The sequence below is a fragment of the Amycolatopsis sp. Poz14 genome, from assembly GCF_006704225.1.
GTDB lineage: Bacteria > Actinomycetota > Actinomycetes > Mycobacteriales > Pseudonocardiaceae > Amycolatopsis > Amycolatopsis nivea.
The window spans coordinates 5090978-5103665 of record NZ_JACLHD010000001.1 but is presented as its reverse complement, the minus strand read 5'-3'; the positions used below and the strand labels follow the sequence as shown (position 1 = coordinate 5103665).

The window sequence follows — 12688 nt, the reverse complement described above, 5'->3', positions numbered from 1 at the left end:
AGCGTGATGGACCGCATTCGCAAGCTGCTGCGCTGGTTCACCTACCGATTCCCGCGGCTGGCCTACTGGGTGCTGCGGCGTCCGGTGCTGGCGACCAGTTTCGCCACGCTGACGGTGGTCGTCCTCGTCGCCGCGGGCCTGCTCGTCCCGCCGTTGTTCGCGCGGTGCGGGGAAGGCATGACCGCGGACGCGAACGACGCGTGCGTCGGCATCAACCTGGACAGCGCGCAGTTCCGGCAGAACGAGCCGGAGCACATGCGGGAGCTGGAAGCCGCGGTCCGGGCCAACAACGCGGCGATCACGGACAATTACGTGTCCGTGGTGCTGTTCCAGGACATGTCGCCGAACGAGGGCGTCGACACCCGGCTCTATCCCGATCTGTACCCGGACATCGAGGGCGCGATCGCCGGGGCGTGGCGGGCCAACCACACCGCCGCGTTCCAGGGCAGCGTGCCGAAGGTGAAGCTGTTCCTGGCGAACATGGGCAGCCAGTACGCGAGCTGGTCCGAGGCCGTCGACAAGATTTCCGAGCACGCGGCGGGCAACCACGTGGTCTCGGTGATCGGGCTCGGCCAGAGCATGGACAACACCCGCGCGGCGGCCGCGAAACTGACCGCGCAGGCGCATCTGCCGGTGATCGGCGCGACCGTCACCGGGGACACCATGAACCTCACCCCCGAGGGCAAGCTCAACACCGGGTTCTTCCGCACCTCGCCCACCAACACGCATTCCGTGGCAGCCGCCGCCCGGTTCATCGCGAGCATCGAGCCGGATCCGTCGCGGGTCGCGATCGTGCAGGACAACATCCCCGGCGACGACTACACCCAGACCCTCGGCTCGCGGGCGGTGAAGGAAATGCCCGCCGCGCACCGGTTCCCGTTCACCTCGCCGGGCGCGCTGCCGCACGACGTCTCCCGCGCCGACCCGCTGCTCACCCAGTTCGCGTACCTGAACCAAAATCTCTGCTCAGTCGCGCCGACGGTCGTCTACTTCACCGGCCGCGGCACCGACCTCGGGCCGTTCGTGCAGTCCTGGACGCAGGGGAACACGCCGTGCGCCAACGGAAAACTGACCGTCGTCACCGGCGACGACGGCGGCTCCGCGATCAACGAGGCCAGCCTCCGCGACGCCGTCCGCGGCGGCCACGTCCGCGTGCTGTTCACCTCGCTCGCCAGCCCGGACGAATGGGGTCCGTGCAACGGCAGCGCCGAACAGGCCGCCTACAACACTTTCCAGTCGGTCTTCACCGGCAAACCCGGCGTGTGCGACGGCCAGACCGTCCGCGCGGACGACGGCGCCGCCCCGCTGACGTTCTCCGTCGCCGACCTCGGCAGCGGCGAAGGCATCCTCGCCCATGACGCCATGATGGTCGCCGTCATGGCCGCCCGCCGCGCCGCGAACGGCAACGCCGACACGGTGGTGCGCACGCCGCTGTCCCAAATCGGCCTCATCGAGGAGATGCGCTGCCAGAACGCCGTCCAGGGTGCGAGCGGGACCATCCAGTTCAGCCCCGATCAGGCGCAGTACGGCAACCCGGTGGAGAAGCCGTTCCCGGTCGTCGAGATCAGGGCCGACGGATCCACCGCGACAGCGTGGAACAAGGCGGTCACGACTGCGGTGCCGAAAACGTCCTGCTGACGCCTCGGTCGTCGAGCCAGCCGCGGTAGCGACGCAACGCGCGTTGCTGCAGGACGGTCTCTTTCGCCAGCGCCAGCTTGGGATTCGTCCGCAACCGCGGCGTACGGCCCGCCCCGACCCGCCGTAGCTGCCGACGTACCCGAGCCATCCCAGCGGCCGAAGCCAGCGCTTTGTCCTTGATCGCCACTGGTGCCAGCTCCACCGCCGCATCCTCGCCGTGGAGCCACTTCTTCGGCAGGTCGGGATCCACCGCCAGCGCCGTCCCCATCCCGGCCAGGTCGATGCCCCCGGCCAGTACCTGCTCGGCGACCGGCCGCCGGACGATGCCGCCGGTCAGCATCAACGGCAGCGGGCTCGTCTGGGCGAGTTCCTCGGCCAGAGTCAGGAAGTACGCCTCTCGCGCCACCGTGCGCTCGTCGGCCGAACGACCCGACATCGCCGGGCTTTCGTAGCTGCCGCCGGACAGCTCGACCACGTCGACACCGAGCGGAGCCAGCATCTCGATCACCCGGCTCGCATCCGCGGCGTCGAACCCGCCGCGCTGGAAGTCCGCCGAGTTCAGTTTCACCGCGACCGCGAACGCCGGGGAGACCACGTCGCGCACGGCTCGCACGATGTCGAGCAGCAGCCGCGCCCGGTTCTCCAGGCTCCCGCCCCACTCGTCGGTCCGCCGGTTGACCAGCGGCGACAGGAACTGTGACAGCAGGTATCCGTGCGCGGCGTGGATCTCGACCCCGTCGAACCCGGCCTCCTCGGCACGACGCGCGGTCTCGGCGAACCTCGCCACAGTCTGTCCGATCTGGACTGCTGTCATCTCGGTCGGCTGCGCGAGCCGTTTGCTCTGCTTGCCGAGGTTCACTTTGACCGCCGACGGACCCCACGCGACGCCGGGCATGTTCGCCATCACCTGGCGTCCGGGGTGGTTGATCTGCATCCACACCCGTGCACCGCCGCTCTTGGCCGCGTCCGCCCACGCGCGGAACGGCTCCAGCGGCGACTGGTCGTCCAGGACGATGCCCGCCGGCCCGGTCATCGCTTCAGCGTGGACCATCACGTTGCCGGTGATGATCAGTCCGGCGCCGCCTTCGCTCCAGCGCCGGTACAGGCGGCGGATGCGCTCGTCGGGCAGTTGCCCGGGGCCGGCCATGTTCTCTTCCATGGCCGCTTTGACGATCCGGTTGGCGAGCGCGGGCCCGTGGGCGGGCGCGAATGGCGTGAACAGCGGCGAGGTCGTCATGATTCCTTCGCTCCATGCGGTATGTTTGCAGTGCTCACATAAGAGTAGGAGGCGATGTAAGCAGTGTCAACTTCCACGAAGGACGGCTACCATCACGGCGATCTGCGGGCAGCCCTGCTGACGACCGCGATGGGGATGCTCGAGCAGGGCGAGCAGTTCTCCCTGCGGGCGGTCGCCCGGAAAGCGGGCGTCTCCCCGACCGCCCCGTACCGGCATTTCGCCGATCGCGACGCCCTGGAATCAGCGCTGGCCGCCCAGGGTCTGCGCGACCTCGATGCCGACCTGAACCAAGCCGACACCACGCCGAAAACGGTCGCCGAGCTGGCCGAACTGGGCGTCGCGTACGTCGACTTCGCCCTCCGCCGCCCAGCGCTGTTCCGGCTCATGTTCGGCAACGCCTGCGACGACACGAACGACGATCGCGTCACCGCGGCAGCCGCGGTGCACGAGACGCTCGCCCGCGCCGTCGCGAACGTGTTCCCCGACGCCGACCTGGCCAGCATCACCGTCGGCGGATGGGGATTGGTGCACGGACTGGCCTGCCTGCACCTTGACGGCAAGCTCGCCAGCACCTCCGCCGACGACGTCGCGAACCAGGTCCGAGCGTCCTTCACCGCAGTCTTCGCCGCCCGGCCGGGTGACTGACGACTCCCGGTGTTGACAGTGCTCACATCGCAGCCTACCTTGATGTAAGCACTGCACACATGACGTGAGGGAGCACCCCGATGGCACCGTCCAGCCAGGACAGCCCGGCGAGGACCGGAACAGTGGAGGTCGACCTCGGCGGCCGCCGCGTCGCCGTTCCCGAGAGCGGGCTGTTCGACCGCTACCGGATGGACACCGACCTCGACGAGGTGGCCCGCGACCCGCGCGTCAGCGGCGTCGAGTTCTTCCGCGGCCTGCCCAAGACGAAGGTCGAGTCGCCGATCGGCCCGACGCTGACGCCGAACTTCTACTACCGGATGTCCTCGGCCCGGCTGACCATGCTCGCCCGGTCCCGCGCGATCCGCGCCCGGCTGCCGCGGGAGCTGGCGCCGCTGGAGGTCGCGCCCGGCCTCGGCCTGGTGTCGGTGATGTTCTTCCGCTACGACGTGTGCGACATCGACTTCTACACCGAGGCCGCCGTCGGCGTCGCGGTCCGGCCCGCGCGGCACGGGAAGCTCGGGTTCGTGGACCTGGTGGCCGCGCTCAAGAACGACCACCTGGACACTTACGTCCTCTCGCTGCCGGTCAACACCGACATCGCGCAGGTCCGCGGCCACGACGGCTACGGCTTCCCCAAGTGGGTCACCGAACTGGACGTCGACATCGACGCGAACCGCACCACCGCGCGGGTCGCCAACGACGCCGGCGAACTCGACCTGGCGCTGTCGGCCGCCACGCCCGCGCAGACGAGGCACCCCAGCGGCGAACGCGTTTCGACGCTCACCTCGTACACCACCATCAACGGCGCCTGGCACTCGACGCTCAGCCAGACCAACGCGCTGTCGTCCGGCAGCACGTCCTTCCCGCGCGACGTCGATCTCAAGCTCGGCCGCGGCCGGATGAGCCACGACCTGCGCTCGCTCAAGCCGACCCGCCCGGTCCGGCTGGACGTGCTCGCCGAAGGCCAGCTCGCCCTGCACCTGCCGGTCCCGTATTCGGTTCCCCAGCAAGGAGTTTCGCGATGACCAAGGTTCTGCAGGTGCTCTCCGCCGCCCGTGTCTGGACGCTGAAGGACGGCACCGAGCACCCCACCGGGTTCTGGGCCGAGGAATTCGTCGTCCCCTACACATTGTTCACCGACGAAGGCTGGGACGTCACCGTCGCCACCCCCGGCGGCAAACCGCCCGTGGCCGACCAGCTCAGCCTCGGCGTCAAAGGCGGCGTGCTCCCGCACACCGCCAAGAAACTGCGCGCCGAACTCGACCGCCTCTCCCCCGTCCTGGAACACCCCGCCGACCTGTCCAAACTGGACCCGGACGACTTCGACGTCGTCTTCTACTCCGGCGGCCACGGCCCGATGGAAGACCTCGCCGTCGACCCGGTTTCCGGCGCCCTGCTGACCAAACGGCTCTCCTCGGCCCGGCCGCTCGCGCTGCTGTGCCACGCTCCGGCGGCGGCGCTGGCCGCGAGAAACCCGGACGGCAGCTGGCCCTTCGCGGGCTACCGGATGACCGGCCTGTCCAACATCGAAGAACGCGTCAACCCCTTCGCGTGGAAAGCCAAATGGCTGCTGGAAGACCGGCTCAAGGAATCGGGCGCGGACTACACCTCGGGATTGCCGCTGAAGTCGCACGTGGTGGTGGACCGCAACCTCTACACCGGACAGAACCCCGGATCCTCAGCCGCGCTCGCACGCCGCATCATCCAAGACGTCTCCGCCGCCTAGCGCGAACGACGTCACGCCTTACGCTCATCGGCTGACAGCTCCAGGGCGTCGAGAACCAGCGCAGCCATCGCTGCCGGGTCACCGTCTTCCGGGCGCAGCACCAGATCCGGGGACGCGGGGCGTTCATACGGCGCGTCCACTCCAGTGAACCCGGTGATTTCGCCCGCGCGCGCCTTCGCGTACATGCCCTTCGGATCGCGGTCCTCGCACACTTCGAGCGGAGTGTCGACGAAGACCTCCAAGAACGGCAGACCGGCGGTTTCGTGCACGGTTCGCGCGAGTTCGCGGTCCGCCTGGTACGGGCTGATCAACGACACCACCGCCACCACCCCGGCGTCGGCGAACAGCTTCGCGACCTCCGCGACGCGGCGGATGTTCTCGGCTCGTTGCGCCGGGGCGAAGCCGAGGTCGCCGTTGAGCCCGTGCCGGAGGTTGTCGCCGTCGAGCAGGTACGCGGGGCGGCCCGAGGCGACCAGCCTGCGCTCCAGTTCCACGGCCACGCTCGACTTGCCCGAGGCCGACAGCCCGGTGAGCCAGACTGTCCGGCCGCGGGTCGCACGTTCGTCGCGCGAGACCGCCGCGGGATGCCAGACCACGTTCGGCGCGGTCGCGCTCGGGCCGGTGATCATGCCCGCGCCGACGGTGTCGCCCGAGTGTTCGTCGACCAGCAGGAATCCGCCGGTCGGCCGGTTGCGGGCGTAGGGGTCGAACAGCAGCGGCTGCCGGGTCCGCAGCCGGATCCGGCCGATTTCGTTGAGCGACAACGACTCCGCCGTCTCGTCGCGGTGCAGCGTGGTGACGTCCAGCCGGTAGTCGAGCGCCTGGACCTCGGCCTTGGTCTCGCGCGTGGTGTGCCGGACGAGGTAGTTCGCGCCCGGAGCAAGCGAGGCCTGGTCGGAGAACCAGCACACCATGGCGTCGACGTCCTGGCCCACGTGCGGACGGTTGCCCGGACGGCAGATCAGGTCGCCGCGGCTGAGGTCCAGTTCGTCGGCGAGCTCGATGGTCACCGCCAGCGACGCGAACGCCTCGGGGACCTCGACCCCGCCGGGTCCCCAGATCGCGCGCACGGTCGTGGTGAATCCGGACGGCAGCACGGTCACTTCGTCGCCGGGCTTGAAGACGCCGCCCGCCACCGTCCCGGCGTAGCCGCGGAAATCCCGGCTGTGCTCGCGAATCACGTACTGCACCGGAAAACGCGCGTCGACCAGGTTCCGGTCGGAAGCGACGTGCACCTGTTCCAGGTGGTGCAGCAGTGAAGTGCCTTCGTACCAAGGCATGCTCGCGCCCCGGTGCACCACGTTGTCGCCGTGCAGCGCGGACATCGGCACGAACGTCAGATCCGGGGTCTGCAACTTCATCGCGAACCGGCGGAAGTCCTCGCGGATTTCCTCGAACCGTTCCTGCGACCAGTCGACCAGGTCCATTTTGTTCACGCACACCACCAGGTGCCGGATGCCCAGCAGACTGGCGAGGAACGCGTGCCGGCGCGACTGTTCGAGCACGCCCTTGCGCGCGTCGACCAGGATCAGCGCGACGTCCGAAGTGGACGCTCCGGTGACCATGTTCCGGGTGTACTGCACGTGTCCCGGGGTGTCGGCGATGATGAACTTCCGCTTGGGCGTGGCGAAATACCGGTGCGCGACGTCGATAGTGATGCCCTGTTCGCGTTCCGCGCGCAGGCCGTCGGTGAGCAGGGCGAGGTCCGGGTACGCGTCGCCGCGGTCCCGGCTGGTGCGCTCGATCGCTTCGAGCTGGTCGCTGAACACCGTCTTCGAATCGAACAGCAGCCGGCCGATCAGGGTCGATTTGCCGTCGTCCACGCTGCCCGCGGTGGCGAGCCGCACCGTCGTGACCCGGTCCCCGGCGCTCATCAGAAGTAGCCTTCCTTTTTGCGGTCTTCCATTCCGGCCTCGGAAATCCGGTCGTCGGCCCGGGTCGCGCCGCGTTCGGTCACCCGCGTCGCGGCGACCTCGGCCACCACTTCCGCCGGTGACGAAGCGGTCGATTCGACGCACCCGGTGCAGGTCGCGTCGCCGATCGTGCGGAAGCGAACCGTTGCCGGATAAGAAACTTCGCCCTCGGCGACGGTGAGGAACCGGGTGTCGGCGAGCAGCATCCCGTCGCGCTGGACCACCGACCGGCGGTGCGCGTAGTACAGCGACGGCAGGGTCACGTCTTCGGCTTCGACGTACTGCCAGATGTCCAGCTCGGTCCAGTTCGACAGCGGGAATACCCGGATGTGCTCACCCTTGCGATGCCTGCCGTTGTAGAGATTCCACAATTCCGGACGCTGCCGCCGGGGATCCCATTGCCCGAACTCGTCGCGGAAGCTGAACACGCGTTCCTTGGCCCGGGCTTTCTCCTCGTCGCGGCGCGCGCCGCCGAACACCGCGTCGAAGGCGTTTTCGCGGATGCCCCGCAGCAATGTCGCTGTCTGGAGCCGATTCCGGCCCGCCTTCGGATCCTCGACGCTGCGACCCGCGTCGATGTCGTCCTGGACGCTCGCGACCAGCAGCCGCAATCCGTAGCGCTCAACGGTTTCGTCGCGGAACCGGATCACCTCGTCGAAATTGTGCCCGGTGTCGACGTGCATGACTGGGAACGGCAACGGCGCGGGCCAGAACGATTTCGCCGCGACGTGCAGCATCACCATCGAGTCTTTCCCGCCGGAGAACAGCAGCACCGGCCATTCGAAGGTGGCCGCGACCTCGCGGAAGACGTGCACGGCTTCGGCTTCGAGCGCACCGAGGTGGCTCAGCTCGTAAGCCGGGGGTGCCTGGGACGCCATCGGATCCGCCCTTCCGAGGTTCGAGGACAGAAAAGTAGAACAGGTTCTTGCACTCGGTCAAGCGGCGGAGGACCCTGAGCGCATGGACCTGGCCGCACTCGAAGACATCCGCCGCGTGAAATTCCGCTACCTCCGGTGCCTCGACCTGAAGCGCTGGGACGAGATGGCGGAGACGCTCACCGCCGACGCCCGCGTGCACTACGGCACGCCCTCCTACGGCGAACCGCTGAAGTTCGACACCCGCGACGCGCTGATGGGGTTCCTGCGCACCACCGTCGGCCCCGGCATCACGACGATGCACTTCGCCGGCCACCCGGAGATCGAGATCGACGGCGACACCGCGACCGGGCGGTGGCTGTTCCAGGACAAGGTGATCGTCGCCGAGCACCGGGTGGTGATCGAGGGCGCCGCGTACTACGAGGACACCTATCGGCGCGAAGACGGCGTCTGGCGGATCAGCAGCACGGGGTACGAGCGGCTGTACGAAACGCTGGTCTCGATGAAGGACCAGCCGGGCTGGAAGCTGACGGCGAACATGTGGGGTCAGCCCGCCTGATCCGGACGGACCCCGCCCGCCTCGGCGGTCACCGCGTCCGCGACCGCGGCCAGCGCCGCACCCCGCCGCGCGATTTCCGCGCCGGTGATCGGCTCCCCGACCGACAACGTCAGCACCAGCTCCTGCCGCCCCGACGCGTCGAAGGTCGGGGCGGCGACCAGGCTCACCGCGTGCTTCTTCCGCGGTTCCAGGTCCGCGCCGAGGTACACCCGCTCCCCCAGGCTCGACACCAGCTCGCCGACCAGTCCGCGCACCTCGGGCGGCAGATCGCCGGCCGCCACCCCGGCCATCAGGGTGTAGAGCCGACGGCCCGCCGACGTCAGGCTTTCCACCAGATACCCGTGTTCCCGGCACTCCGCGACCACACGCCGCAGGTACGTCTCATCCAGCCGGACCGGCACCGCGGGCGGCGTCGCGAGCCACGCGTCGAAGGCGGAATCGGCGTCCCACAGCACGTACATGAGCCCGACCGGCGGCGCGAACGGATACGTCTCGCCGAGCCGCACCTTGCCCGGCCCGGCGCTCTGCAGCATCAGGATGCGCCCGTCGACCACCGCCGACGCGGTGCAGGTCGCCTCGTACCGGGCGCTGAGTTCTTCCAGGTGCGTGCGGGCGATTTCGCTGGCGCCGAAGCCTTCTCCCGCCGCGCGTCCGGCCGCGATCATCGCCGGCCCCAGGCGATAGGTCGTGGTCCTCGGGTCGCGGACCACGTAACCGCTCGCGGTCAGCTCGGTCAGGATGCCGAGGCAGGTCGGCTTGCTCAGGTCCAGTTCGCGGGCCAGCGCGGACAGCCCGAAGCGCTGGCCCGGCCGGGCCGCGAAATAGTCCAGCAGCCGCACGACCCGTTGCGTCGGCGGCGAGCGCCGGGTAACCGCCATTGACCCGTCCTTAGAACACGTTCTAGTCTCAACCGACCGTGAACGTACCACTCCGGTACAGATCTGGACCAGTGAGGAGTCTCCGGTGCTGACCGAACCGCTCGCCGGCGCGATCGCCGAAGCCGAAAAGATCATCGCCGAGGCGCCGCACGTCCGAACCGAACAGGACCTGGTCGAGGGGTACGACTACCTCGCGGGCAGCATCCGGGCCTCGGTCCAGACCGCGTGGGCCTACGACCGGGACTTCCCGTACTTCACCCTCTCCACCGGCCCGTACACGAAAATGGGCCTGGACAACCCGGACACCCTGTACTTCAACGCGAACATCCGCGAGGACCGCGAGTACGTCGTCACCGGCACCCGGGGCACCACCGCCGACCTCAGCTTCCAGGTCCTCAACGGGGACTACACGCCGGTCGAGGTGCCCGACAGCATGACCGCCTTCGACGACCGCGAGATCCCCATCGCCGCCGACGGTTCCTTCGAGATCCGCTTCGGCCCGGCGAAACCCGACCCGGAGCCCGGCTATTTCGTGCTCGGCCCCGGGTCGTCGATGCTCGTCGTCCGCGAGGTCTACAGCGACTGGGCGACCGAACGCCGCGGCACGATCCAGCTCCGCTGCGCCGATACCACCGGCCAGGCGCCGCCCGCGCTGACCCGCACCGCGATGGAGAAACGCTACGGCGTCACCGGAAAGATCCTGCTCAGCCGGATCAAGACGTTCCTCGCCTTCCCCAAGTGGTTCTACCTGAACCTGCCGGTGAACACGATGACCGAACCGCGCAGCACGCCCGGCGGCCTGCCCACGCAGTACTCCTCGGCCGGGCATTACGAACTCGCCGACGACGAGGTCATGATCGTCACCGTGCCCCGCTCGGACGCGCCGTACCAGGGCATCCAGCTCGGCAGCACCTGGTATGTCTCGCTGGACTACCTGAACCACCAGACCAGCCTCACCGCCGACCAGGCCCGCGTCGACCCGGACGGCAGGATGCGGTTCGTGATCAGCGAACGCGACCCCGGCGTCGCGAATTGGCTCGAACGCACCGGGCACGACCGCGGCTACGTCCAGATCCGCTGGCAGCGGCTTTCCCGGGAACTGACCGCCGAGGACGGTCCGGAGGTCGAGGTCGTGAAGTTCGGCGAACTCGCTGACCGGCTGCCGTACCACAAGGAGGCTCGCGTGACCCCCGAGGAATGGGCGGAGCGGATCGCCGCGCGACAGGCTGCCGTGGCGGCCAGGATGCTGGGCTGACCCATGGACCTCCTGACCGGCAAAGTCGTTCTCGTGTCCGGAATCGGCCCCGGGCTGGGCCGCTCCATCGCCCTGCGTTCCGCCGCCGCCGGGGCCGACGTCGTGCTCGCGGCCCGCACCGAATCGCGGCTCGCCGAGGTCGCCGCCGAAGTCGAAGCGCTCGGCCGCCGCGCCGTGCAGGCGCCGACCGACATCACCGACGACGCCTCGGCGACCAGGCTCGTCGAGACCGCGCTGAACGAGTTCGGGCGGCTGGACACCTTGGTGAACAACGCTTTCGCGATCCCGCCGATCACCGACCTCGCCGAAGTCGACCTCGACGCGGTCCGCGCCGGGTTCGAGACCAACGTGCTCGCCGCGCTCCGGCTGACCCGGCTCTGCACCGCCGCGCTCGCCGAAAGCGCCGGTTCGGTCGTGATGATCAACTCGGCCGTGCTGCGGCATTCCCGCCGCACTTTCGGCGCGTACAAAATGGCCAAGGCGAGTCTGCTCGCGCTCGCGCAGAGCCTCGCGTCGGAACTCGGCCCGCAAGGGATCCGGGTCAATTCGGTCGCCCCGGGCTACATCTGGGCGGATTCGCTCAAGTGGTATTTCGCTTACCTGGCCAAGGAACGCGGCGTGCCCGCGGAGCAGGTGTACGCGGAGACAGCGGAGACGATCGATCTGCGCCGTCTCCCGGAACCGGACGAGATCGCCGACACCGTCGTGTTCCTCGCGTCCGCGCTCGCCCGCTGCGTCACCGGGCAATGCCTCGACGTCAACGCCGGCGAATACCATCACTGAGGGGAAGAGCATGCGTCCAGGACGAGACAGCGTCGGCACGGTCGAAGACCTCCACGCGTCCGCCGCGAAACTCACCGGCCTCGACGATTTCGGCGGCGACGACCACCTCGAAGGCCTCCGCGTGCTGCTCGATTCCTATGCCACCGAAGCGGATCTGACCCCGTACGGCAACAAAGTCCACCGGGCTTTCCTGCGCGGCGCGCTGGTCGCGCGGCTGCTGAGCGAAGCCTCGTGGAAACAGCATCCGCAGTATGCCGACGTGCCCATCGACCGGCCGATCTTCGTCACCGGCCTGCCGCGCACCGGGACTACGGCCTTGCACCGGCTGCTGACCGAAGACCCGGCGCACCAGGGCCTCGAGGTGTGGCTGACCGAAATGCCGCAGCCGCGCCCGCCGCGCGAGACGTGGCCGGACAACCCGGTCTTCCAAGCGATCCAGGCCGGATACGAACAGCACCACGTCGAGCATCCGGAGTTCATGGGCCTGCACCACATGTCGGCCGACCAGGTCGAGGAATGCTGGCAACTGCTGCGGCAGTCGCTGAAATCCGTCTCGTACGAATGCCTCGCGCACGTGCCCGGCTACTCGCGCTGGCTCGACGGCCAGGACTGGACCGACGCCTACCGCAGGCACCGGCGCAACCTCCAGCTCATCGGCCTGCCCGACGCCGGCCGCCGCTGGGTGCTTAAGAACCCCAGCCACCTGTTCGCCCTCGACGCGCTGCTGGAGGTCTACCCGGACGCGCTGATCGTGCAGACCCACCGCGCGCCCAGCACCATCATCGCCTCGGTCTGCAGCCTCACCGAACAGGCGTCGGAGGGCTGGTCGGACACCTTCCGCGGCGAGGTCGTCGGACGCAGCCAGCTCGATCTGTGGGCCCGCGGCGCGGAACAGTTCGCCGCCGCCCGCGCCCGGCACGATCCCGCGCAGTTCTGCGACGTCCGGTACGAGGACTTCGTCGCCGACCCGATCGGCACCGTCGAGGGCGTCTACCAGCACTTCGGCCTGAATCTCGCCCCGCAAGCGCGCGAAGCGATGACCGCGCTGCACGAACGGAGCCGCACCGGGGACGCGAAACCGCGGCACCGCTACGACCTCGCCGATTTCGGCCTGACCGCCGGGGAGGTCGACGAGCGGTTCGCCGGATATCGTCCCGCGCACCGAAGTTGAAGCCGTTT

At 69.0% G+C, this 12688-nt stretch carries 12 protein-coding genes; 8 read left to right on the top strand and 4 right to left on the bottom strand.

Features of this window, described 5'->3' with window-relative positions; genetic code table 11:
• Positions 1-6: 6 nt before the first annotated feature.
• Positions 7-1638 (top strand): ABC transporter substrate-binding protein, encoded by a 1632-nt coding sequence (locus FKO37_RS24205; RefSeq protein WP_134727399.1) that lies wholly within the window; start codon positions 7-9, stop codon positions 1636-1638.
• Here the strand turns inward: FKO37_RS24205 and FKO37_RS24200 are convergent.
• Complete coding sequence (locus FKO37_RS24200) at positions 1607-2875, bottom strand: NADH:flavin oxidoreductase/NADH oxidase family protein (RefSeq protein ID WP_037811539.1); 1269 nt, start codon at positions 2873-2875, stop codon at positions 1607-1609. The two genes, FKO37_RS24205 and FKO37_RS24200, sit on opposite strands and share 32 nt — an antisense overlap.
• Positions 2876-2938: 63 nt before the next feature.
• Here FKO37_RS24200 and FKO37_RS24195 point away from each other — a divergent pair, with 63 nt between their 5' ends.
• The 3 genes from FKO37_RS24195 to FKO37_RS24185 all read left to right on the top strand — a co-directional run bounded on the left by FKO37_RS24195 (position 2939) and on the right by FKO37_RS24185 (position 5246).
• Positions 2939-3520 carry a TetR/AcrR family transcriptional regulator gene (locus FKO37_RS24195; protein WP_037811537.1) on the top strand — a complete coding sequence of 194 codons (582 nt, stop codon included), beginning with the start codon at positions 2939-2941 and terminating at the stop codon, positions 3518-3520.
• Positions 3521-3600: 80 nt separating this feature from the next.
• A complete protein-coding gene (locus tag FKO37_RS24190) occupies positions 3601-4545 on the top strand; it encodes an acetoacetate decarboxylase family protein (protein WP_037811535.1) in 945 nt (314 codons plus the stop codon).
• Positions 4542-5246 (top strand): type 1 glutamine amidotransferase domain-containing protein, encoded by a 705-nt coding sequence (locus FKO37_RS24185; RefSeq protein WP_238605848.1) that lies wholly within the window; start codon positions 4542-4544, stop codon positions 5244-5246. The genes FKO37_RS24190 and FKO37_RS24185 overlap by 4 nt, the downstream gene beginning before the upstream one ends.
• Before the next feature lie 11 nt (positions 5247-5257).
• On the opposite strand, the gene cysC is transcribed toward FKO37_RS24185, so the two are convergent.
• Positions 5258-7120: an adenylyl-sulfate kinase gene (gene cysC / locus FKO37_RS24180; protein ID WP_238605847.1), complete on the bottom strand. Its 1863-nt coding sequence runs from the start codon at positions 7118-7120 to the stop codon at positions 5258-5260.
• On the bottom strand, positions 7120-8037 hold the full coding sequence (gene cysD, locus FKO37_RS24175; RefSeq protein WP_134727395.1) for a sulfate adenylyltransferase subunit CysD: 918 nt from the start codon (positions 8035-8037) through the stop codon (positions 7120-7122). Before cysD ends, cysC begins: the two co-directional genes overlap by 1 nt.
• 82 nt (positions 8038-8119) lie before the next feature.
• On the opposite strand from cysD, the gene FKO37_RS24170 reads away from it, so the two are divergent.
• Positions 8120-8593 (top strand): nuclear transport factor 2 family protein, encoded by a 474-nt coding sequence (locus tag FKO37_RS24170; RefSeq protein ID WP_134727394.1) that lies wholly within the window; start codon positions 8120-8122, stop codon positions 8591-8593.
• On the opposite strand, the gene FKO37_RS24165 is transcribed toward FKO37_RS24170, so the two are convergent.
• Positions 8581-9471, bottom strand: coding sequence for a helix-turn-helix domain-containing protein (locus tag FKO37_RS24165; protein ID WP_134727393.1), 891 nt, complete (start codon positions 9469-9471; stop codon positions 8581-8583). The two genes, FKO37_RS24170 and FKO37_RS24165, sit on opposite strands and share 13 nt — an antisense overlap.
• Positions 9472-9556: 85 nt before the next feature.
• On the opposite strand from FKO37_RS24165, the gene FKO37_RS24160 reads away from it, so the two are divergent.
• From FKO37_RS24160 to FKO37_RS24150, 3 genes are read left to right on the top strand one after another with little or no spacing between them, the layout of a single operon-like run.
• A complete protein-coding gene (locus FKO37_RS24160; RefSeq protein ID WP_238605846.1) occupies positions 9557-10726 on the top strand; it encodes a hypothetical protein in 1170 nt (389 codons plus the stop codon).
• A gap of 3 nt (positions 10727-10729) precedes the next feature.
• Entirely contained in the window at positions 10730-11509 is a 780-nt protein-coding gene (locus FKO37_RS24155; protein WP_238605845.1) for an SDR family oxidoreductase, read from the top strand.
• A 10-nt stretch (positions 11510-11519) separates the two neighbouring features.
• A complete protein-coding gene (locus FKO37_RS24150; RefSeq protein WP_134727391.1) occupies positions 11520-12680 on the top strand; it encodes a sulfotransferase in 1161 nt (386 codons plus the stop codon).
• Positions 12681-12688: the final 8 nt, after the last annotated feature.

Bases quoted from the DNA above. Each gene is read 5' to 3' on its own strand.
- FKO37_RS24205 (WP_134727399.1), top strand. From the start codon at position 7: ATGGACCGCATTCGCAAGCTGCTGCGCTGGTTCACCTACCGATTCCCG.
- FKO37_RS24200 (WP_037811539.1), bottom strand. From the start codon at position 2,875: ATGACGACCTCGCCGCTGTTCACGCCATTCGCGCCCGCCCACGGGCCC.
- FKO37_RS24190 (WP_037811535.1), top strand. From the start codon at position 3,601: ATGGCACCGTCCAGCCAGGACAGCCCGGCGAGGACCGGAACAGTGGAG.
- FKO37_RS24185 (WP_238605848.1), top strand. From the start codon at position 4,542: ATGACCAAGGTTCTGCAGGTGCTCTCCGCCGCCCGTGTCTGGACGCTG.
- cysC (WP_238605847.1), bottom strand. From the start codon at position 7,120: ATGAGCGCCGGGGACCGGGTCACGACGGTGCGGCTCGCCACCGCGGGC.
- cysD (WP_134727395.1), bottom strand. From the start codon at position 8,037: ATGGCGTCCCAGGCACCCCCGGCTTACGAGCTGAGCCACCTCGGTGCG.
- FKO37_RS24170 (WP_134727394.1), top strand. From the start codon at position 8,120: ATGGACCTGGCCGCACTCGAAGACATCCGCCGCGTGAAATTCCGCTAC.
- FKO37_RS24165 (WP_134727393.1), bottom strand. From the start codon at position 9,471: ATGGCGGTTACCCGGCGCTCGCCGCCGACGCAACGGGTCGTGCGGCTG.
- FKO37_RS24155 (WP_238605845.1), top strand. From the start codon at position 10,730: ATGGACCTCCTGACCGGCAAAGTCGTTCTCGTGTCCGGAATCGGCCCC.
- FKO37_RS24150 (WP_134727391.1), top strand. From the start codon at position 11,520: ATGCGTCCAGGACGAGACAGCGTCGGCACGGTCGAAGACCTCCACGCG.